This window comes from Gallaecimonas zhanjiangensis, assembly GCF_057624825.1.
In genome coordinates this window covers 3,639,290-3,660,291 of record NZ_CM172603.1, presented here as the reverse complement: position 1 = coordinate 3,660,291, position 21,002 = coordinate 3,639,290, and the positions used below count along the sequence as shown (strand labels likewise).

Here is a 21,002-nt window from a genome sequence, read left to right as displayed (position 1 = left end):
TCATGTGGGGACGTATTGTCGGCTTGCTGCTTGGCCTCGCCTTTGCCCGTCTGCCGGGCGCCATTCTTGGGTTTATCGTTGGCTGGTGGTTCGACAAGGCCCTGAAGCGGGATTTTAACGGCGCCGGTTTTGGCAAGCTCTGGCACCGCCTGGACGAGGCAGGCCGCGAGACCTTGTATTTTCACACCAGCTTTGCGGTGATGGGGCACCTGGCCAAGGCCAAGGGCCGGGTCCGTGAAGAAGACATTGCCGCCGCCAGCGCCCTAATGGACAGGTTGCATCTGAGTGGCGAGAAGCGCCGCGCCGCCCAGGAGGCCTTTCGCGAAGGCAAATCTGCCGGTTATCCCCTGGAGGCAGCGGTGCAGGCCCTGCGAGAAGCCCTTGGCGGCCAGCGCGACCTTATCCAGCTGTTTATGGAGATCCAAGTGGCCCTGGCCCTGGCCGACGGCCAGTTGCAGGCCGAAGAGCGGCGGGTGTTGGAGCGGGTGCGTAAAAGCCTGGGGCTACCGGAGCGGATGCTCGATAGTCTTATTCGCATGGCCAAGGCTGGCCAGGCATTTACCCAAGCGCCGGAGCAATCCCGTTACGCCCAGCTCAACCAGGCTTACGAGTTACTGGGCTTAAGCCCGGACGCCGACATGCAGGCGGTGCGCCGCGCTTACAAAAAGGCCATGGCCGAACATCACCCCGACAAACTGATGGCCAAGGGCCTGCCGCCGGAGATGATGGAGCTGGCCAAAGAGCGGACCCAGGCCATCCAGGCCGCCTACCAGCAAATCAAGGCTCAGAAGGGCTAGGCCCGGAGCCTGTCTTTTTCAAGGCTTCGAGCCAGCCACTGATGATGGTGGCAAGCTCCTGGCTCTCTCCCGGGGTGTTCTCCCTCAGCGCCAAGGCGTAAAAGCGGCTGTCCGGTTGGGCCGGCAGCAGCTTTTGCCTAAGTGCCATATCCCCTTCCAGCGGCAAACGCGGGGCGTTGACCAAGTCCAGGGTGGGTTTGGCAATGGCGTCTGGGCGGTATTGGGCGTTAAGGAAGATACAGGCCTTGTAGGGCCCTTCCTGGCAGGCTTTGAACAAGGCGCCGTTTGAGGTCAGCAGCACTTGCTCTGGCTTGGGTTGCCAGTTGTCTTTGGGTAGCGCGGAGTAGAGCTCGACACTCAGGCCATCGGCGGCCAGGGCCTTGGGCAGGGGCGGCGGCAGGGTGCCGCTGGCCACCAATTCGGCCTTGGGCTCACCCACGGGAGTGAAGCGCTGCGGCTCCTCGGCCTTGGCTGCCAGGGGCAGGAGTGTCAGCAGGAGCAAACAGCGCTTCATAAATGGCCTTTGGGTTACTCGTTCACCACCACGATAAGGCGCACCATGTCCAGGCGCAAGGCGGCATCGCCGATGTGCTTGAGCAGGCTGGCCTGGCGGGTCTCCAGGGCGGTGATTTCGTCATCACGGATGCTGTCGTTCACCGCCTTGAGCGCCTTGAGCCGTGCCAGCTCGCTACCCAGATGCTGGGCGATGCCGTCCCGGGCCTTGGCCACCAGGGTGTCGAGCTGCGGCGCCACTTCCGCTTCGGCCTGGCGGATGAGGGTATGAATAAGCTCCTGGGAGGCCACCGCCAGTTTGGAGGCGGTATGGCGCTTGATGGGGGTCAACTGGCGGTTGAAGTTGTCAAAGGGCACCTTGGGCGCTAGGTCTTTACCGGTTTTGTCCAGCAGCATGCGCAGCGGCGTCAGCGGCAGGTAACGGTCCAGCTGCAATTCTTTGGGCGCCTGATGCTGGGTGGTAAACACCAGCTCCACAAAGGTGGTGCCGGCCGGCAGCGCCTTATTTTTCAAGAGTGCCACCGAGGCGTTGCCCATGTCGCCGGTCAGCACCGCATCCATGGCTTCCAGCACCAGGGGGTGATCCCAGCTCAAGAACTGCACGTTGTCGCGGCTCAGGGCATATTCGCGGTCGAAGGTGGTTTGAATTCCTTCTTCGTCGAGGCCCGGCAGGCTGGTCAGCATGCGCTCACCGGGGCGCAGCAGCTGGGTGTAGTCGTCCAGGTCTTCCTGGTCGACACCGAACACGTCCAGCACCTGGGTCAGGAAGATAGGGAGCTTTGGATCGTAATCCAGCACCGCGATGTCGGTGGCCAGCTTGTCGCCCCGGCCTGCGCCTTGGGAGGCGAGCTCCAGCAGGCGGTCGCGGCCAGCTTCCATTTCCGCCATCAGCGCCTGGCGACGGTCGGCTGCCTCGCTAATCAGCTCGCCCATGGCATCGGCCTCTTCGCTTAACAGCGCTGCAGTCAGGGCTTGCTGCTGGGCCTCAAACACGGCGCCGCCCACCGGGCAGGTGGATTCGAAGGCGTTCAGGCCCTGGTGATACCAGTCCACCAGCTTTTGCTGGGCAGAGGCTGCCAGGTGCGGCACGTAAATCTTCACTACCCGCTCCTGGCCGATACGGTCCAGGCGGCCGATGCGCTGTTCCAGCAAATCCGGGTTCAGGGGCAGGTCAAACAGCACCAGCTGATGGGCAAACTGGAAGTTACGCCCTTCAGAGCCAATCTCGGAGCACAGCAGGATTTGCGCGCCGTCTTCGTCGGCGAAGAACACTGCGGCGCGGTCACGCTCGATGATCGACAAATCTTCGTGGAACACCGCGGCCTGGATGCCGTGTTTTTCCCGCAGGTAATCGTTGATGGCCTGCACCTGGCGGCGGGTATGGGCAATCAGCACCACTTTTTCGTTGTTGTTGTGCTTGAGGTGTTTAACCAGCCACTGCACCCGTGGGTCGTGCTGGCACCAGCTGTTACCTTCGTCGCCTTCAAAGGCCTGGTAGATAAGCTCGGGGTTGAGCTGCTCTTCGAGCTTCTCGGCTTCGGCTTTGCGGCCGCTCATCATCTTACCGACGCGAATGGCGGTGGCGTAGGCGTCGGGCAGGGCCAGGGCCTCGCTGATCAGCTCGCGGCCAGGGAAGCCCTGCACCGCGGCGCGGGTGTTACGCAGCAGCACCCGGCTTGTGCCGTGGCGGTCAATCAGCGCCGAGACCAGCTTTTTGCGGTCGCCGTCGCTGCCGTCGGCGAGCGCCAGCAGGTCATCGCCCCAGGCGGCCACCTTGGCTTTGTCGTCGGCATCGAGAGGTTGGTTGTCCAGCAGCTTCTGGGCCACCTGAGCCAGGGGCTTGTACTGGGCTTCTTCTTCGCAGAAGGCTTCATAGTCGTGGAAGCGCTCGCCGTCCAAGAGGCGCAGCCGAGCAAAGTGGCTCTGGTGGCCAAGCTGGTCCGGGGTGGCGGTGAGCAGCAGCACCGAGGGGATACTCTCGGCCAGGGCTTCTACCACTTGGTACTCGCGGCTGGGTTTGTCTTCTTCCCAGGCCAGGTGATGGGCTTCGTCCACCACCAGCATGTCCCAGTCCGCTTCCAGCAGCTGATCAAAACGGGTTTTGCGCTTGGCAATCAGCTCCAGGCTCACCATCACCAGTTGGGCGGTGTCGAAGGGGTTGTCGGCGTCGTGTTCGGCTTCTTCGAGGCGACTTTCGTCAAAGAGGGCGAAGTTGAGGTTAAAGCGGCGGCGCATTTCCACCAGCCACTGGTGCATCAGGTTTTCAGGCAGCAACAACAGCACCCGCTCGGCAAAACCGGCGCGCAGTTGCTGGTGGATAACCATGCCCGCTTCCACGGTTTTACCCAGGCCCACTTCGTCGGCCAGCAATACCCGGGGCGCCTGGCGGTTGCCTACTTCCTCGGCGATATAAAGCTGGTGGGGGATAAGGTCCATGCGGGCGCCAATCAGGCCACGCAGCGGGCTTTGCGACAACTGGTGCATCTGCTCCAGGGTCTGGTAGCGCAGGGTAAACCAGTCGGTGCGGTCCAGTTGGCCGGCAAATAGGCGGTCCTGGGGTTTGTTGAGCTGGATGGTGCCGTCGATAAAGGTTTCGCGCAGGGCGGTTTGCTCGCCGGTGTCCTGGCGGATGCCGATATAGGTGAGCAGATCTTTTTCTTCTTCTATCTGCTCGACGGTCAGGGTCCAGCCTTCATGGCTCTTGATGGCATCCCCTTCGCGGAAGGTGACCCGGGTGATGGGGGCCTCGGTTTTACTGTAAAGGCGGGTTTCGCCACTGGCGGGGAAAAGGACGGTAAGGGTGCGGTTATCCAGGGCAACCACGGTACCCAAACCCAGCTCGGATTCAGCGTCGGCAATAAAACGTTGGCCAAGGGCGAGTGACATCAAATAGCTCCGAAGGCGAAGAAGGCGGCGTATGTTACCCAAGACCTAAAGCCTAGGCAAAAGCGATAAGCCTTGATCTTGGTCTCCCCTTTTGTCGCCAACTAAGGTTAAAGTGAGATTGAGGTGAGATTGCACCTTCTTTGGCCGTTCAGTTAGGGAGAGCGCTATGGCTCCAGACGAAAGAAAAGTCTACATCCTTGATACCAACATCCTGCTGCACGAACCCCTTGCCATCTACTCCTTCGACGAACACGACGTACTGATCCCGATGACGGTTCTGGAAGAACTGGACAACATCAAGGACAGACGTAGCGACATTTCCAGAGATGCCCGCGCCGCGATCCGGGCCCTGGACGATGTTTTTAAAAATACCAGCCCCGAAGAAATCGCCGCTGGCGTGCCCTTGCCAAGCCAAGACTTGGAAGGCAACCGCGGCCACATCTCCATCTACCCCGACCACGAAATCAAAGGCGAACTGGCCCATGTGCCGGGGTCGGAGGCAGACAACAAGATCATCAACGCCGCCCTGCACCTGCAAAAGGAAAAGGCCCCCACCAAAGTGGTGCTGGTGACCAAAGACATCAACATGCGGCTCAAGGCCAAGGGGGCCGGCCTTCGCCATGTGGAAGACTACCGCACCGATCAGCTGGTGGACGACATCCGCTACCTGGCCAAGGGCTACCAGGAAGTGGAAGGGCGGCTGTGGGACAAAGTAGGCAAAGTAGAAAGCCAGACCCAGGGCCGCGACACCATCCAGACCATTGCCGCCGGGGTGCTGGAAAACCTCTACACCAACGAATACATCCTCGACGACAGCCACGAGTTTGTCGGCCGGGTGCAGGAACACGGCGACAAGCAAGTCAAACTGCTGGATCTCGGCTATGACCGGCTGATGGCCCAGCACGCCTGGGGCATCGCCCCCAAAAACATCTACCAGGGTCTGGCCCTGCACGCGTTGATGGACCCGAGTTTGGACTTGGTGATGCTCACCGGCCCGGCCGGCTCCGGTAAAACCCTGCTGGCCATGGCCGCGGCGCTGGAAATGGTGATAGAGCGGGGCCAGTACGACAAGGTGATTGTGACCCGTAACACCCCGGAGATAGCTGAGAGTATCGGCTTTTTGCCGGGCACCGAGGAAGAAAAAATGCTGCCGTGGCTGGCGGCCATCACCGACACCCTGGAAGTGCTGCACGGTTCCGACGCGCACCCGTCTGGCAGCCTGCAATACATCATGGATAAGGCCAATATCCAGTTCAAATCGGTGAACTTCATGCGCGGGCGCTCCATCCAGAACGCCATCGTGCTGATTGACGAGAGCCAGAACCTCACCGCCAGTCAGCTTAAAACCATCCTCACCCGCTGCGGCGAGGGCACCAAGATGATCTGCTCGGGCAACCTAGCGCAGATTGACTCCAACTACTTAAGCCCGGTGACCTCGGGCCTCACTTACATAGTGGAACGGTTCAAGGATTTCCCTGGGTCGGCCAATGTGTATTTGGATGGGGTAGTACGGAGCCGGTTGGCGTCCTTTGCGGAGGAGAACCTTTAAAGATCGTCGTCTTGTTGCAGGCGGGCCTTGAGGGCCCGTCTTTTTTTGCGCTGCTGGCACAGCTCGATGACTTTGCGTTTTTCGGCGTCGTTCATGGCGTTCCAGCCGAATCGCTCGTCCCGCGAGCGCAGGCAGCCCAGGCAATAGCCGCGGTTGTCTGCCTGGCAGACCCCGATACAGGGGGAGGGGATAGCGAAGAATTCAAGCTGTTCCATGGCGCCAGCTTAGACGAAAAAAGGCCGGCTAAAAAGCCGACCTTTTCGAGGGTGGTGCAGATGGGGAGACTTGAACTCCCACGACCAGAGGTCACTAACACCTGAAGCTAGCGCGTCTACCAATTCCGCCACATCTGCAAATTGTCGAACCGTTTTACGCCTTGTTCCGGGCTAAAAAAACCTCGAATGATTCGAGGTCTTAAAATCTGTTGGTGCAGATGGGGAGACTTGAACTCCCACGACCAGAGGTCACTAACACCTGAAGCTAGCGCGTCTACCAATTCCGCCACATCTGCACACCAAATTGTGGTGGGAAGCTTCGCTTTCCACGGGGAGGCATTCTACCCATCCAGACTGCTCCGTCAACGGTTTTTTTAACGGCTGGCGCCCGTTTGCGCGAAAGCTGAGCAATGGGTCGTTGAGGCAATAAAAAACCCGGCCTAAGCCGGGTTTTTCGAAGGTGGTGCAGATGGGGAGACTTGAACTCCCACGACCAGAGGTCACTAACACCTGAAGCTAGCGCGTCTACCAATTCCGCCACATCTGCGTTGTGGAGGAGCATTCTAGCGATGCACCCAAAAAGATCAAGGGCTTTTTAACGGCCCGAACCGCGGCAGTAGAGCACCTTGAATTTGTTGGTCTGGGCCAGGGTGTCCACCTTGTTGTTAAAGCCGGCAGCCAGCAGCGGCTCGTACTTCAAGAAGCGGTTGGCCACCAGCACCAGATCGCCCCCTTGCACCAGCCGTTTGGGGGCCTCGGCCAGCAGCTGCTCGGTGGCGCTGTAGTCGGTGCCCACCCCGGTATGAAAGGGCGGGTTGGTGATGATTTGGTGGAAACGGCCGGTCAGAGCGCTCAGGCCATTGGAGGCTGTTACCTTGGCGTTCTCGATGCCGTTGGCCTTGAGGGTTAGCTCGGAGGCGGCGATGGCGAGGGCCGAAACATCCAGCATTTCCACCTGGGCGTCGGGGGCTTTTTTAGCAAGATAGCTGCCGATGATGCCGGCGCCGCAGCCAAAATCCAGCAACCGGCCGCTTTTCACCCGAGGCAGGGCCTCAAGCAGCAGCGCCGTGGCGCTGTCCAGCTCGCCGTGGCTAAACACCCCGGGCAGGCTCACCACCTTGAGGTTTTCACCGGCAACGGTCAGCTCGAAGGTCTGCTGCCAGTCGGCCAGGTAAAACGCCGGGGCCTTTTCGGTCAGCTCGACTTCAAACAGGCTGCAATGGCGGGCGCTGTCGATTTTCAGCGGCTCGCCGTAAGGCTCCAGCAGCTTCACCGCCGATTTAATACCGGACTTGTTCTCGCCGGCCAGCAGCAATTTGCCACCCACCGGCAGCAGGGCCGCCAGGGCCGCCAGCAGCATCCGTGCTTCGTCCTTGCTTTTGGGCATGGCCAGCAGCGCTTGGTCCACCTCGACGCCGGTCGGCGCCGGGGCAAACAGGGCCTTGTCTCCCAGGGCGCGCTCCGCCATCTGCCAGGCAACGAAATCGGTATGGTGGGTATAAAGGGGGCCACCTTCCCACTGCTGGGCCAGGTTGTCGCGGGGAGACTGGCAAACAAGGAGACTGTGCTGGGCAAAATGGTCTTGATTGCGCAGCAATAACTGGCTGATGTTGGAAAGCATGACGGGCCTCGTGAAAGCAAGGCGCGCAGTATAGCACCGGCTATACTCAAAAACGGATTTCCCCATGCCAGGGAGGCATGAGCACCGTGCCAAGTGTCAGGCCCGCCCCGGTGGCCCCTATCCGCCGCCCCTTTCTCAGTCTTTACCTCAAGTTGCTGCTGGTGATGGTACCGGTAACAGTACTGCTATTTCTGGGCCTTTGGTTGTGGCAGCGCAGCGCCGAGCAAGCCTATCTCGATGCCGATCGCCAGCAGGTTGAAGGTACCCTCGCCACGCAATTGAGCGCCCGCCTGGCCGCCCGGCGCCAGGAGGCAGCCCTGCTGCTGGAAGGATGGGTTGAGCGCAGCGGCAACGATCCGGTGGTGCTGGCCGCTATCCTGGCCCAGCAGTGGCCAGCCTTGCAGCGCAGCCGCAATTGGCAAGGGTTGGTGCTGCGCCAGCATCAGGAGGTACTGGTCGCCTTGGGTGACAGCGCCCTGTGGCCACAAGGGCAGGATGGTAGCCACCTGGTGTGCCGCCAGCGCTGCATGCAGTTACTGACCTTAAGTGTGGATAAAGACACCCGTCTTGGGCTGTTGTTGCCGCTGGCGCCGCTGTTGGACGGGTTGCATCAGGAGCTGGGCCTGGAGTTGTTGCTGCTGCGCCCGGGCGGCGGCGACCGGGTTTGGGGCATGGGCATTGCCGAATCGGCCACTACCCCGGGTTTTGCCCCCATGCTCTCGGCCCTTGGCCAGGAAAGACCCACTGACGACCAGCGCCAGCTCGGCCAATGGCTGCTGTGGTGGCAACCATTGGCGCAAATGCCGGTCGGCGGCCTGTTGGTGGCCAAAGACGTGCGCGCCCTCCAAGCCGGTTACCAGCAACAAGGGGCGCTACTTTTGTGGTTCGGGGTGCCGCTGGTGCTGGTGGTGTGTGTGCTGTTGGCCTGGTGGGTATGGCTACTGGTGCAGCGCCTGGCGCTGCATCGCCAGCAACTGGGCTGGCTGGCCGAAGAGCCACAAAAAGTGCAGGCTCCGCTGGCCAGTTGGTTTCGTGATGAGCTGGACCAACTGGGCGAAGACACCTTCAAGCTCTCCGGCCATTTACAGCACATCAACAGCCAGATGCAAAGCCAGGTGGAGCTGCTGGAATACCGGCTGCGCTTTGACGAGCTCACCGGCCTTGCCAACCGCCATTACCTGGAAGAAAAAATCAGCCTGCTGCTGGAATACGCCGAAGGCGAAACCCTGGCGGTGGTGTTTGTGGACATCCAGCAGTTCAAGGCCATCAACGACAGTCTCGGGTATGACAAAGGCGATCTGCTGCTAAAAGAGGTGGCCAATCGCCTCAAGGAAGTGGCCGGCGCCTGCCACGGCCTGGGCCGTTTTAGCGGCGACAAGTTCGTGGTGCTAATGCGTTATCGGGAAAAGGAGAGGCTGCAACTGCTGCTCCAACAACTGCACTGGCACCTGGAGCCGCCGGTGATTAAAGCCGGTATGCACTGCCAGATAGCGGCGGTGCTGGGGGTAGCGCTGGCCAAAGACGAAGTGCTGAGCGCCCCAGAACTGCTGCGCCGGGCCGACTTGGCGCTGCACCACGCTAAGGAGAAGGGGCTGTCTCAAAGCTTTTTCAACGACGCCATGCAAAACCGCCTGCAAAGCCGCCTGGAGTTGGAGCGGGATTTGGACCAAGCCCTCAAGCTGCAACAGTTTGAGCTCTACCTGCAGCCCAAGTACTGGCTGGCCGATGGCTCAGCCGCCGGCTTTGAGGCCTTGATCCGCTGGCACCACCCGGTGCGAGGGCTAGTGATGCCCCAGGCCTTCATCCCACAGCTGGAAAACACCGACCGGATCATCGAGCTGGGCTACTGGGTTATCGAGGAGGCTTTGTCGATGCTAAGCCGGGCCCGTGCCCGGGACGGCAAAGAGTGCCGGCTGGCGGTAAACCTGGCCTGCCGGCAGTTTCTCGATGCCAGCCTGCCCACCTTTGTGGAGGCCGCGCTCAAGCGCCACAGTATCAACCCCGCCATGCTGGAGCTGGAAGTGACCGAGTCCAGCCTGGTGGACCACTTCCAAAACGCCCTGACCTCCCTGCACAGCCTCAAACGGCTGGGGGTGGACATTGCCATCGACGACTTCGGTACCGGTTACTCGTCGCTAAGTTACCTGCACAAACTGCCCTTTGATGTGGTCAAGGTGGATAAAAGCTTTACTCAGGAGCTGGGCAAGGACGGCGCCACCGAGCATATCGTCAAAAGCCTTATCACCCTGGTGCACGAGTTAGGGGGCAAGGTGGTGGCCGAGGGCATCGAGACCGGCCAGCAACTGCAATGGCTGCAACTGATGGGCTGCGACATGGGCCAGGGCCTGCTGCTGGGGCCGCCCATGAGCGAAGAGGAGCTTATCCGCCGCCAGGACGGCAGCCTGCTGGAATGGCCGCGCATACGCCATAAAAAAAGCCCGGGAACACCGGGCTAACAGAGAGAACGACAAGGTTACCGCCATCGCGGCAAGGGGGTTACCAGCGGCGTTTTTTATGGCCCGCCACCGCAAAGTAAAAGATGAACAGGTAACAGGGCAGCATCAGCAAGTAGGCGCTCTGGTTACTCATCAGGTCCGACAGCACCCCATACAGCAGCGGCAGCACGGCGCCACCAGCAATCCCCATGATCAGTAGCGCCGAGCCGCGGGCGGTAAATTTCCCCAGGCCTTCCAGGGCCAAGGGCCAGACCGCCGGCCACACCAGGGCATTGGCAAAACCCAGCAGCGCCACCAGAGCCACGGTATTGGGCAGCAGCGGCAGGCCAAGCCAGCCCCATACCAGCGCCGACACCCACTGATGGCCAGGGTCACTCATCACCACCGACAGCGCCAATAACAGCCCCAGCACCGCCGAGATGGCCAGCGCCTTGGCCTGGCTTATCAGCCTTGGAATAAGTACCAGCCCCAGCAGGTAACCCATCACCATAAAGGCCATGGTAAAGGAGGTCAGGGAGGTGGCATTGGCCATCCCCAGCTTGGAGCCCAGCAGGCCGATGGTATCGCCGGCGATCACCTCAACCCCCACGTAGAAAAAGAGGGTAATGGCTCCCAGCACCAGCTGCGGGAACTGCAATACCGAGCTTTTTTCACCCTGATTTTTCAACTCTTCCTGGGACGATTCGATTTGCAGCTCCGGCAGCGGCGAGAACTTCAGTGCCACCGCCAGTACCGCCAGGGCAATGGCCATGCCCAGGTAGGGCGCTATCAAGCCATGGGACAGGGCCTGGATATGCTCGATACGGGCGGCCGGGGCCATCTCGGCCACGGTTTTGGCGGTAATGCCTTCAAAATCCCCCAGCACCAGGGCGGTGAAGATCAAGGGCGCTGCCACCCCGGCCCCTTTGTTCAAGAGCCCCATCACCGAGATCCGCGCCGCCGCACTTTGCTGCGGGCCTATGTGCACGATGTAGGGGTTGGAGGCGGTCTGCAATATGGTCAAACCCGTGCCCACCACAAACTGCGATAGCAAAAAGATGGCGAAGGTCTGCTCCAGGGCGGCGGGAATAAAGCCCAGGCAGCCGATGGCGATAAAAGCCAGCCCCAAGCTCATGCCCTTTTTATAACCGGTGCGTTCCAGCAGCCAGGCCATGGGCAGGGCCATCACCGTGTAGGCGATGTAGAAGGAGAAGGCTACAAACAGCGACTGGGTACTGCTCAGATCGCAGACGATCTGCAAAAAAGGGATCAACGCGCCGTTAAGCCAGGTGATAAAGCCGAAGATAAAAAACAGAGTGCCAATGATTGCCATCGGCATCAGGCTGCTGCGTTGTTGTTCTGATGCACTCATTGTTGTTTCCATCGGTTGCTTCCTTGATGTGCTGCTGCGTAAAAATCCGGGCTCAGGGCTGGGGCCAGGCCTGCTTGCCGGCCATCCAACTGGCGCTGACCTGGCCTTGGTCATCCAGGAGCACCATGTCGGCTTGCTTGCCGGGCTCTAGAAGGCCCCTGTCGGCAAGGCCAAGAAACTGCGCCGGGGTGCGGCTGGCCATGGCCAGGGCCTGGTCTTGGGCGATATGCATCTGGGCCATGGCGTTACGCACCGCGCTTGCCATGTCCAGCGCCGAGCCAGCCAGCCGGCCGTCCTTGTCGGTGAGGCGGTCGCCCTGGCGATAAAGGGTGTCGTCGAAATACGCAAATTCGCTGGCGCTGCTGCCCACAGCGGCCATGGCGTCGGTAACCAGCATCAGCCCCTGGGCGCCTTTGGCGAGGTAGGCCAAGCGGGCGCAGGCCGGGTGCAGATGGTGGCCGTCAAGGATGATGCCGCACACCCCATTGCCGGTCAGGGCCGCACCCACCATGCCCGGCTGGCGCGAGCCTAGCTGCGACATGGCGTTAAAAAGGTGGGTAAAACCGCTGGCGCCGGCAGCGAGGGCTTGCTGCACCAGGTCAAAATCGGCGTCCGAATGGCCAAGGCATACCTTGACCCCGGCGGCCACCAGGGCGCAGATATCGTCCGGGTGCAGGTTTTCCGGGGCCACCGTCACCAGCCGTACTCCCAGGTCGGTGCGGCAATAAAGGGCCATTTCGGCGCTACTTAGGCGGCGAATATGCTGGGCCTTGTGGATACCCTTTTTCGGCAGCGAAAGGTGCGGGCCTTCAAAGTGGATACCGATGATGCCGGGGCGCTGGTGGGCAAGGGCTTCGGCCACCGCATCTGCCGCCTGGGCCATCTTGTGGATATCGTCAGTGATGAGGGTGGGCAACATGGCGGTGGTGCCAAAGCGGGCGTGGGCCGCCACCATGGCGTCCAGGCAGGCAAGGGTCGGGGTTTGGTTAAAGAGCACGCCGCCACCGCCATTGACCTGCACATCGATAAAGCCGGGCACCAAGGTGCCCTCCAGCACCGTGGCGGCGCTGTCGTCCACCAGGGAAAACCCTGTGATAACGCCATCTTCAACGCTGATGGTGCGGTTCTCGTGCCAATGCCAGCCGTCAAAAAGCCGCCTGGCCAGATAGTGCTGGCTGGCCATCAGAGGGTCCTCGTGACTTTGTTAAGGCCGGCCGGGGCGTCGGGGTTGAGACCCATGGCCACCGCAATCTCGGCGATATCCAGGTAAAAGCGTTGCAGCAAGCAAAGGGGGGCGAGGCGCGGGTGCACGTCGCTTGCCAACACCCGCATCGGCAGGATGTGCGCGCCGCGGTTTTTCACGTCGGCTATCTGGCTGCTGTGGTTGGCGGCGGACTCGTCGTCGATATGTAAATCGATCACCGTCAGCGGTTTGGAGGCGAGGGTCACCGGGCCGTGGAGGAACTCGGCGCTGGAAAAGGCCTCGGCCTGGATGCCGCACACTTCCTTGAGTTTGAGCGCCACTTCCCGGCTGATGGCGTAACCGAGCCCCCGGCCCAGCACGATGCCGTGGCCAACACCGCCCAGGCTGTCTTTGTGCAGTTGCGCCGGCTCCTTGCACACCCTGTCCAAGACTTGAGGCAGCTTGGCAAGGGCCGCTTCTAGGTCTTTATTTTTGGTCCAGGCCGCCACCAGTTGGGCGATGGCCGACAGCGTGGTGAGGTAGCTTTTGGTGGCGGCCACCGCCTTTTCCGGGCCGGCTTTGAGGGGCAGCACCGCATCGGCCAGCTCCGCCAGGGGCGAGCTTTCGTCGTTAACCAGGGCCACCACAAAGGCGCCGGCTGCCTTGGCTGCTTCGGCTTGGGCCAGGATGTCGGGGCTGCGGCCGCTTTGGGAAATCACCAGTACCAGGGCGCCGGCAAGCTGCAAGGTGCGGCCGTAAACGCTGGTTACCGACGGCGCCGAAGCCGCTACCGGTACGCCGGTTTCTATTTCAATCAGGTACTTGGCAAAGACCCCAGCATGGTCTGAAGACCCCCGGCCCACCATCATCACCAACTGGGGTTTGAGCTTGCGGATCCGCTCGCCAAGCATGGTGGCCAGGGTCTGGTTGTGGCTCAGTTGTTCGGCAATGCGCTGGGCGCTTTCCCGCGCTTCGGCGGCCATCAGGGTGGTCATGCGGCGTGTTCTCCTGTGTAACGCTGCTGGGCGTAGATCACCGCGCCCACTTCGGGGCCCTGCAGGGCCGGGGTAATGCGGGCCTTGGCCGCGTCTGACAACCAGGGCTGCCAGATGCCGCCCAGGCCGCCGATAAAGGCCACCTTGATGGGGCCAAGTTCGGTCAGTTGCAGCACCATGTTGCTCAGGTAACCGGCGCCGTCGGCGACAATGGCCTTGGCCACGGCATCGCCTTTGGCGGCTTCATCAAAAACCAGGGCCGCCAACTGGCCATAAGGAGCCGAGGGTTGGCCGCAAAATTGGTCCATCAGGGCGGTGCTGTCTTGGCTGTGGGTCTTGGCCAGAACCGCTTGGCTCAGGGAGGTGGCGGGGCCGAGGTTGTCCAGGGCCAGCAGCGCCGCTTGCACGGCAGCAAGCCCCAGCCAGGCGCCGCCGGCTTTGTCGCCAAGGGGAAAGCCGTGGCCACCCAAAAAGCGTTGCTGCCCGGCGCATTGGGCGAAACCGCTGGAGCCGGTGCCGGTGATGATCACCGCGCCATCGGTGCCGTCGTGGGCGCCGAGGCTGGCAATGTGCAGATCGGTGGTGAGATAGAACTGGGCAAAGGGATGCTGCCAAGACAGCATGGCCGCGCGGGTGCGGGGAGCGTTAACCCCGGCCAGGCCCGCACCGACAATCAAATGGCCCAGTTGCGACTGAGACAGGCCGGCGTCGCTCAAGGCGGCGCTGGCGCAGGCCAGTACCGCATCCTGGGCCCGCTCCAGGCCCTGTACCGGGTTGGCCGGGCCCGCCAGGCCCTCACCGATAATGCCGCTGTCCTTGCGGTACAACACGGCCCGGCACTTGCTGCCGCCGCCGTCGATACCCAGAAATAGTGGCTCGTTGCCAAAAGACGTCATTTAAAACCTCATCCACTCGCCGATGGCGTCCCAAAAGGGGTCTGTGTTCTGTGGGCCATCAGGCCCTTAAAAAGCGTTGCTAATCAAAAGGGTCATTGCGGGTTTACCCAAATGGCCCGGCCCGCTCTGCCGGTGTTGGTCAAAGCCCTGGCGGCAAAGGGGGCGCTCAGCGCCATGCCCGGTTGCCAGCTCTGCCAGTTATCTTGCCCCTTGGGTTTGACCTGGATGGTCAGACCGGGCAGGGCGGCCCTTAACCTGTAGGTATTGCCTCTCTTTTCGGCCCCCACCGGCCCGATGCGATAGGGCAGCGCTTTTTTGTCCCAGCGGGCCAGCCAGTGGCGGGAGATGGTGGCCGATAACTGGGCGTACCCTGCGGCTTCCCCTTGCTGCCTTGCTTCACCTTCCAATGCCTCCCAGGGCGCCTTGTGCCAGGCCTTGTCGGCCATGATGGCAAGCCTTGGCAGCAACCGGTACCAGGCTTGGGCGGGGCTTCGCACCGTTTCGCTCCAGAGCTGGGCTTGGATGCCCTTGATGTTTTGCGGCTTGTCCAAAGGCCAGTGGTCGGCCTGGTAGGGATGCTGCTGGCGGTCCTTGAACTGGCTGGCATTGGCGGCCAGCTTATCAGGCATAAATGCATAGAGTTTGGCAGCATCGAGGTAGCGGGTGCCCCAGTAGTAACCGGGTTCCTCTGGGTCCGGCGCTGCCGGGAAATCGAAATAGGTGAGCTCGGGGAAAGAGTACACCACGTCAAAGCCGGCGTTGGCCATCTCGTGGGCCACCTTCTCGCCGCCCCAGTAAAGAGGCGTCCAGACATTAGCCTGCACATGGGCTGGCAGGTGCTCGCGGGCCACTTTTTCCAAGCCATCGCTCCAGGCCGCCGCTTCAATTCCCAGGCTATCGAGCTGGGCCGTTACCTTTTCCAAAAAGTAGGGCAGCAACTGGCCGGTATCGGCCACCTTACCCGCTTTTATAAGCTGCCGGCAGGCTGGGGAGTCGGCCCAGGCGCCGGCGGTCTCGTCGGCGCCGATATGGTAGCGCTTGAGCGGCACACCGGCTTGCTGGTGAATGGCTTTAAGGGCGCTGAACACCTTGCCGGTAAAGGCGTAGGTGGAGGCAAGGCAAGGGTTGAGGGTGTTGTCGTTGTAATACTGCACCGACTGGTAACGGGTGCTATCGGCCGGCTCCACCAGCCGATACTGGCTGTCGCCTGTGGCCTGGAAGCGGGCCTCCATGGCCTTGATGGCGGCGCGGCTGTGCCCCGGCATGTCCAGCGACGGGATGACCTCAATTTGGCGAGCCTTGGCGGCTTTGAGGATGTCCTGATAGTCGGCCACGCTCAAAAAGCCGTCGCGGCTGGTGCTGACCGGCCCTGCGCCCAGCATCGGCAGCAGGCAGTGGCGCTCGCTAAGGTCGTGGCAGCGCTTGCTGGCCACGGTCGTCAGCTCAGGCAAGCCCGGTATGGCCAGGCGCCAGCCTTCGTCGTCGGCAAGATGCAGGTGCAGCTTGTTGAGTTTAAGGGCTGCCATTTCCTCTATCAGTTGCAGCACGAAGGCCTTACCGAGGAAGTTACGGGCAAGGTCGAGATGCAGGCCGCGAAAGCCGTAGCGGGGCGCATCCTCGATATGCACCGCCGGCAGGCTGGCGCCGTCAAAGAGCTGGCTTAGGGTCTCAAGGCTGTAAAAGCGCCCTGCTTCATCGCCTGCTGCCAGGGTCACGCCGCTGTTATCGATATCCAGCACATAGGCTTCGCTGCCAAGGGCGGGTTCAAGGCGGGTGGTAACGGCAAGGCCATCGGGGCTTGCTGGCAAACCGGTCAGAGCCGCCAGCTTTGCATCCAGGGCAAAGCCATGGGCCTTGATACGCCCGCCTTTGGCAACCACCTTGGCGGCGTTTGGCAACAGGGCGATTTCGGGCGCTGGTACCGGCTCGGGGTAGCGGCCGTAATACCAATTGGCGTCTGCGACCGGGGTGTCGTCATCCAGGGTGCGTTTGTGGGGCAGCTCGCCTTTGATAAAGGGCATCTCCTGATGAGGCAACACGGCGCCTGGCACCGAGCGGGTGGCGGCCAGCAGCGCCGGTTTCAACCCGGGGGCGGCCAGGTAGAAGTTGGGCAGGCTGTCGCCATAGCTCAGTTGCCAAAAATTCGCGTACCAGTCGATATGCAGGGGATGGCCCTTTTCAAAGGGGACCTTGGGGGTGATCTGGTGCAGGTCGCCATTGAGATGGCGAATGGCCAGGCTGTCACTGGTAAAAGATTGCACCGGGTTAACCAACCCCAGGTAAAGCTGCCAATGGGTGTCTGGCTCGTCAAACGGCAGCGTCAGGGTCAGCCGCGCTTTAAAGCAGTGGCCATCGCCCATGTCCTTGGCGCAGGCCTTGGCGCCACTTTGTGCCAGCACCTGGTATTGCACCTCTAAACCGGCTGCCATCTTGTCCAGTTGTGGCTGGGTAAGAGCGCTGGCCATAAAAGGCGCCAGGAGCAGGGGTAATGCGGTCAGTTTCATCGGGCTACTCGCTAAAGAGGCCCGGGCAAGCCCGGGCCGGCTTGGTTTAGAAGCTGTAGTTCAGGCCCACGTAAAAACGGCGGCCGTTACTGTACTTCTTGGACGGTGCGGATTTGTCGATGTGGTACTGCTCGATGTCTTCATCGGTGATGTTGACCGCTTCGGCAGTCAGCTCCAGGTTTTCCATCACCTTGATGCCGATACGGCCGTCGAGCTGACCATAGTTGTCGGTAAAGACCTCGGAGCCGTACTCACTGATACCGTCGTAATAATGGGTACGGTAGTTGTACGCCAGGCGGGCGCTGAGCCAGTCGTTCTCGTAATAACCGGTCAGGTTGGCCATGTGCTTGGAGGTACCAAGAGTCAGGCCGGAGCCGGGTTTGTTGAAGGGATCGCGCTCTTCCTTGGCGTCGGCATCGGTATAGGTGTAGTTGGCCAGAATACCGAAGTTACCAAACTCCTGCTGGTAAGACAGCTCCACCCCTTTGACTTCGCTGCCCGAGCCGTTGATGGGCTGGGTGACGTTGACCACCACATTCTCGCCGGCCTGCTCGTCATAAGCTTGAGTGTCGATATTCTGATACTGCACCAGGCCTTCGATATCCTTGTAGAAGAAGGTGCCGGTCAGCATGCCGGTATCGTTGAAGTACCATTCGTAGGCGATGTCGTATTGGTTGGCGCGGGTTGGGTCGAGGTTCGGGTTGCCGCGTTGGCCGCTACGGGTGGGGATGTTCAGGGACTCGTGATAGGCGATATCCACGTAGTCGGGGCGCGACATCACCCGGGCGGCGCTAAAGCGCAGTAAGGTGTCGTCGGTCAAGTCAAAGACCAAGTTCAGGTTGGGCAGGATGTCGTCATAGCTGTGCTTGGCAGTTGCTTGGCGTACGTTCCACTCACCATCGGCACTGGGGTCGACAGCATCGGCCAGCAGGCTGTAACCATCCAGCAGGCTGATGGCGGCGGCGGTGGAGTCGCCATCCCAGAGATAACCGCTGGAGCGCACTTCGGTTTTCACAAAGCGCACGCCCACGTCACCCCGGAACCCTTCACCCTGGAAGTTGCCTTTGGTGTAGGCCGAGTAAATCTTCTCGTTCACTTTCCAGGTGTCGGCCAGGAACAGGAAGGTGGCGGTGGGGCTGGCAAAGGCCGCGGCCGGGTAGGCAATGGCGGCCGCTTTGCCGGTGTCGAGCAGCGGGTAGTTGGCGGTGGAGTCGCCACCGATAAAGTCGCTCAGGTTGTATTGACCCAGCACACCTGAAGCCCAGTTGGTTTGCCCCGGCAACACGTCGCCCCAGGCGCCATTTAGCTGGTCGTCTTTATACCAGTGGAAGCGAGTGCCGGTCTGGCGCTGGCTCTTATCGTGGTCACGATAATAAACACCGGCCTTGAAGTCGGTGAAGATGCCGTGGCTTACCGGCAGTTCGAAGTCAAAGCCGCCGTAGCGCTCTTCGTCCTTCATGGTGCGGGCGCCTTCCTGCATCCAGTCGAAGGGGCGGGCCAGCAACTGGTCGCGGCTTTCGGTGTTGGAAGCATCCACATAGTCGGTGTGGTTAAGGCCGTCGAAGGTGACGTGGTCCATGGTCCGTGAGAACTGGTAGTGGCGGTCACGGCTGGTGCCACCTTCTGCCTCGGTAAAGCCAGCCTTCATGGTGACCTTGAAGACATCGGCATCATAGCTGCCTTCAAAGTCGTAGGCCTTACTCTTGGAGTAGGAGATACGGTCAATCACATAAAGCTGAGAAATGGCGTTGTCGGCACTGCCGGCGACCACATGGTTACCCGAGAATTGGGCATCAGCCTGATTGAAGTTCTGGTCCAGGAAGGTGTAGAGGTTGTGGTTGGTGTTATTGGCGTCGAGCTTGGTGTTGAGGATATTGAGGTTCATATCCCAACGCTCGGCGGGGCGCCATTGGATGGCGGCAAAGCCGGTCTTACGTTCGCGCTTTTGGTAGAAGTAAGCATCACCCAACACCCGTGGGCGCCAGAAGTCGTCACTTTGGTCCTCTTCAGTGCCGTTTTTATCATGGACAAAACCCAGCGCTTCCTGGCCTTCACGCACCAAGGTGCGGTCTTGACGGGTCAGGGAGATTAAAAAACCGAAGGTCTCGTCGTCGTTCTTCCAAGAATAAAGACCGGACAGCTGCGGGTCCCACTTTTCCGAGTTGTCCGAATACTGCTCTTCGGCGCTCAGTTTGAGGGTGTTGGCATCGAGCTGCATCGGCTTGAAGGTCTTGAGGTAGACGGTGCCACCCAAAGAGCCTTCCTGAATGTCGGCTTGGGGGCTTTTGTACACCTCAAGAGAGGAAATAAGGTTGGACGGCAGCAGGGTGAAGTTAAAGGCGCGGGAGGGGTTGTCCAGCACAAACCAGTCTGCCGAAGCCACCGCCGAGCCGTTGAGCAGGGTCCGGTTTTGCGACGGATCGGTACCGCGCACCGCGATTTTTTCCCCTTCACCGAAGTCGCGGGTCACCGATACGCCGGTGATCCGTGACAGCGACTCGGCCACGTTTTTATCGGGGAACTTGCCGATGTCTTCAGAGGTAATGGCATCCACCACCGAGTTGCTGAACCGTTTGGTGTTGACGGAGGCCTTCATGCTGGCACGGATGCCGGTGACTTCAATGCGCTCGATGTCGCTGGTGTCCTTGCTGGCAGTTGCTTTGGCGGCGGGCTGCGGCGCGGGGTCAGCGGCCAGGGCCGGCAGGCTCAATGCCCCACCCAGTACCAGAGCTACCCTCACGGCCAGAGCGCACGAGCTCAGTTTGCGAGTTTCCATGACGTTTTATCCTGATGTCTTGTTTTCTGCATTTGGCTCCTTACTGCTGGAGCTCTGTTATGGGTATGACAGCGTTGTCATTACCGTTGACATGACAACGCTGTCAATCGAGTTTCACGCTAACGACGATGTGAAATCCATGCAAAGGCTTTTTTGCAAAAAGATGACATTGATCCCATCTCTTTGCCGGTAGGGCCGCCTCAACGGGCGGCGGACGTGGAGTCTCGTTCGAGCAGTTTTGGGCAGAAAATCAATTGGTTATTGCGTTTGTCGCCGCGGATGTCGGCCAGTAGCAGGGTAGCGGCCTGGCGGGCGATTTCGGCATTGGGCTGTTGGGCAGTTGTTAACGGTGGCCAGGTTTGGCGAGAAAAGGGCGAGTCTTCAAAGCCGGCAATGGCCATGTCTTCGGGCACCCGCACTCCTTCGAGGCGGCAGGCAAAGAGCGCGCCAGCCGCAATTTCGTCGTTGGCGGCAATGATTGCGCTGGGGCGCTCGGCAAGGGCCAGCACCTGGCGGGCATTTTTGACGCCCGAATCAAAGGCATAACTGCCGGGCAGAATGGTTGCCTGGTTGGCATCCACTCGGTGTTTGGCAAGGGCCGCTTCAAAACCGGCCTGGCGCTCGGCGGTGGAGTGGTGCTCGGTGTCGCCGCAAAAGAACGCCAGTCGCCGGTGGCCCATGGCCAGCAGGTGCTGGGTTATCTCGAAGGCGGCGCCGCGGTCATCCACCATCACGCAGGGGCTCAGGTTGTCTGGCGCCTGTGAGCCTGACAGCACCCGCACAAAGGGGATCTGCTTTTCCTGAAGGCACTGCACCACCTCTGGGATCTCCGAGAGCGGCGGGGTCAGTACCACTCCGGCCAGCCGCGCCTTTTTCACCGTGGCCAACACTTCCTCGACGATGTTGTCGGTAAAGGCGTCACAAGGGTGAATAAGCAGCTCGTAACCGTGCTCGCGGCAGGCGGTGAGCAGGCCGCGCTGCATGTCGATGACGTAATAGGCGTTGGGGTTGTCGTACAGGTAGCCGATGTTGAACGACTTGAAACCGGCCAGACTGCGCGCCGCCTGGTTGGGTTGGTAATCGAGCTCCTGGACCGCCGCCATGACTTTGGCCGTGGTTTCTTCCCGCACATTGGGCTCGCGGTTGATCACCCGTGACACGGTTTTGATGGACACCCCGGCAAGGCGGGCGACGTCGTTAATAGTGGCTGATTTCAAGGCGTTGAAGGCTTAGGTCAAGGAAGCTAACAGTTAACACCAA

Annotated in this window: 14 protein-coding genes and 3 tRNA genes; 3 read left to right on the top strand and 14 right to left on the bottom strand. The window is 60.9% G+C overall.

Annotated features, from left to right (window positions below; translation table 11 throughout):
- Positions 1–2: 2 nt before the first annotated feature.
- The gene (gene djlA / locus AC22G1_RS17320; protein ID WP_487314469.1) at positions 3–797 is read left to right on the top strand and encodes a co-chaperone DjlA; all 795 of its coding nucleotides are present in this window, start codon (positions 3–5) and stop codon (positions 795–797) included.
- Here djlA and AC22G1_RS17315 read toward each other — a convergent pair.
- Positions 778–1,311: a hypothetical protein gene (locus AC22G1_RS17315; RefSeq protein WP_487314468.1), complete on the bottom strand. Its 534-nt coding sequence runs from the start codon at positions 1,309–1,311 to the stop codon at positions 778–780. The genes djlA and AC22G1_RS17315 overlap by 20 nt on opposite strands.
- Before the next feature lie 14 nt (positions 1,312–1,325).
- Positions 1,326–4,196, bottom strand: coding sequence for an RNA polymerase-associated protein RapA (gene rapA, locus AC22G1_RS17310; protein ID WP_487314467.1), 2,871 nt, complete (start codon positions 4,194–4,196; stop codon positions 1,326–1,328).
- A gap of 166 nt (positions 4,197–4,362) precedes the next feature.
- Between rapA and AC22G1_RS17305 the strand changes: the two genes are divergently transcribed.
- Positions 4,363–5,745 carry a PhoH family protein gene (locus tag AC22G1_RS17305; protein WP_487314466.1) on the top strand — a complete coding sequence of 461 codons (1,383 nt, stop codon included), beginning with the start codon at positions 4,363–4,365 and terminating at the stop codon, positions 5,743–5,745.
- On the opposite strand, the gene AC22G1_RS17300 is transcribed toward AC22G1_RS17305, so the two are convergent.
- The 5 genes from AC22G1_RS17300 to AC22G1_RS17280 all read right to left on the bottom strand — a co-directional run bounded on the left by AC22G1_RS17300 (position 5,742) and on the right by AC22G1_RS17280 (position 7,581).
- Positions 5,742–5,960: a DUF1289 domain-containing protein gene (locus AC22G1_RS17300; protein WP_050659160.1), complete on the bottom strand. Its 219-nt coding sequence runs from the start codon at positions 5,958–5,960 to the stop codon at positions 5,742–5,744. The two genes, AC22G1_RS17305 and AC22G1_RS17300, sit on opposite strands and share 4 nt — an antisense overlap.
- A 52-nt stretch (positions 5,961–6,012) precedes the next feature.
- A tRNA-Leu gene (locus tag AC22G1_RS17295) sits at positions 6,013–6,098 on the bottom strand.
- A 72-nt stretch (positions 6,099–6,170) separates the two neighbouring features.
- A tRNA-Leu gene (locus AC22G1_RS17290) sits at positions 6,171–6,256 on the bottom strand.
- Between the two features lie 165 nt (positions 6,257–6,421).
- A tRNA-Leu gene (locus AC22G1_RS17285) sits at positions 6,422–6,507 on the bottom strand.
- Positions 6,508–6,555: 48 nt separating this feature from the next.
- The gene (locus AC22G1_RS17280; RefSeq protein ID WP_487314465.1) at positions 6,556–7,581 is read right to left on the bottom strand and encodes a methyltransferase; all 1,026 of its coding nucleotides are present in this window, start codon (positions 7,579–7,581) and stop codon (positions 6,556–6,558) included.
- Between the two features lie 77 nt (positions 7,582–7,658).
- Here AC22G1_RS17280 and AC22G1_RS17275 point away from each other — a divergent pair, with 77 nt between their 5' ends.
- Positions 7,659–10,037 carry a putative bifunctional diguanylate cyclase/phosphodiesterase gene (locus AC22G1_RS17275; protein WP_487314464.1) on the top strand — a complete coding sequence of 793 codons (2,379 nt, stop codon included), beginning with the start codon at positions 7,659–7,661 and terminating at the stop codon, positions 10,035–10,037.
- A gap of 40 nt (positions 10,038–10,077) precedes the next feature.
- Here the strand turns inward: AC22G1_RS17275 and AC22G1_RS17270 are convergent, their stop codons facing one another.
- From AC22G1_RS17270 to AC22G1_RS17240, 7 genes are all read right to left on the bottom strand, one after another.
- Positions 10,078–11,388, bottom strand: a complete 1,311-nt coding sequence (locus AC22G1_RS17270; protein ID WP_487314463.1) for a sugar MFS transporter — start codon at positions 11,386–11,388, stop codon at positions 10,078–10,080.
- A gap of 52 nt (positions 11,389–11,440) precedes the next feature.
- The gene (gene nagA / locus AC22G1_RS17265) at positions 11,441–12,571 is read right to left on the bottom strand and encodes an N-acetylglucosamine-6-phosphate deacetylase (protein ID WP_487314462.1); all 1,131 of its coding nucleotides are present in this window, start codon (positions 12,569–12,571) and stop codon (positions 11,441–11,443) included.
- Entirely contained in the window at positions 12,571–13,566 is a 996-nt protein-coding gene (nagB-II, locus tag AC22G1_RS17260; RefSeq protein ID WP_487314461.1) for a glucosamine-6-phosphate deaminase NagB-II, read from the bottom strand. The genes nagA and nagB-II overlap by 1 nt, the downstream gene beginning before the upstream one ends.
- Entirely contained in the window at positions 13,563–14,462 is a 900-nt protein-coding gene (locus AC22G1_RS17255) for a glucosamine kinase nucleotide-binding domain-containing protein (protein WP_487314460.1), read from the bottom strand. Before AC22G1_RS17255 ends, nagB-II begins: the two co-directional genes overlap by 4 nt.
- A gap of 92 nt (positions 14,463–14,554) precedes the next feature.
- Positions 14,555–16,966, bottom strand: coding sequence for a family 20 glycosylhydrolase (locus tag AC22G1_RS17250; RefSeq protein ID WP_487314459.1), 2,412 nt, complete (start codon positions 16,964–16,966; stop codon positions 14,555–14,557).
- Between the two features lie 46 nt (positions 16,967–17,012).
- A complete protein-coding gene (locus tag AC22G1_RS17245; protein ID WP_487314458.1) occupies positions 17,013–19,742 on the bottom strand; it encodes a TonB-dependent receptor in 2,730 nt (909 codons plus the stop codon).
- A 200-nt stretch (positions 19,743–19,942) separates the two neighbouring features.
- Positions 19,943–20,959 (bottom strand): LacI family DNA-binding transcriptional regulator, encoded by a 1,017-nt coding sequence (locus AC22G1_RS17240; RefSeq protein ID WP_487314457.1) that lies wholly within the window; start codon positions 20,957–20,959, stop codon positions 19,943–19,945.
- Between the last annotated feature and the right edge of the window lie 43 nt (positions 20,960–21,002).

Coding starts and splice junctions, on each gene's coding strand:
- djlA (WP_487314469.1), top strand. CDS start 3: ATGTGGGGACGTATTGTCGGCTTGCTGCTTGGCCTCGCCTTTGCCCGT.
- AC22G1_RS17315 (WP_487314468.1), bottom strand. CDS start 1,311: ATGAAGCGCTGTTTGCTCCTGCTGACACTCCTGCCCCTGGCAGCCAAG.
- rapA (WP_487314467.1), bottom strand. CDS start 4,196: ATGTCACTCGCCCTTGGCCAACGTTTTATTGCCGACGCTGAATCCGAG.
- AC22G1_RS17305 (WP_487314466.1), top strand. CDS start 4,363: ATGGCTCCAGACGAAAGAAAAGTCTACATCCTTGATACCAACATCCTG.
- AC22G1_RS17300 (WP_050659160.1), bottom strand. CDS start 5,960: ATGGAACAGCTTGAATTCTTCGCTATCCCCTCCCCCTGTATCGGGGTC.
- AC22G1_RS17280 (WP_487314465.1), bottom strand. CDS start 7,581: ATGCTTTCCAACATCAGCCAGTTATTGCTGCGCAATCAAGACCATTTT.
- AC22G1_RS17275 (WP_487314464.1), top strand. CDS start 7,659: ATGAGCACCGTGCCAAGTGTCAGGCCCGCCCCGGTGGCCCCTATCCGC.
- AC22G1_RS17270 (WP_487314463.1), bottom strand. CDS start 11,388: ATGAGTGCATCAGAACAACAACGCAGCAGCCTGATGCCGATGGCAATC.
- nagA (WP_487314462.1), bottom strand. CDS start 12,571: ATGGCCAGCCAGCACTATCTGGCCAGGCGGCTTTTTGACGGCTGGCAT.
- nagB-II (WP_487314461.1), bottom strand. CDS start 13,566: ATGACCACCCTGATGGCCGCCGAAGCGCGGGAAAGCGCCCAGCGCATT.
- AC22G1_RS17255 (WP_487314460.1), bottom strand. CDS start 14,462: ATGACGTCTTTTGGCAACGAGCCACTATTTCTGGGTATCGACGGCGGC.
- AC22G1_RS17250 (WP_487314459.1), bottom strand. CDS start 16,966: ATGAAACTGACCGCATTACCCCTGCTCCTGGCGCCTTTTATGGCCAGC.
- AC22G1_RS17245 (WP_487314458.1), bottom strand. CDS start 19,742: ATGGAAACTCGCAAACTGAGCTCGTGCGCTCTGGCCGTGAGGGTAGCT.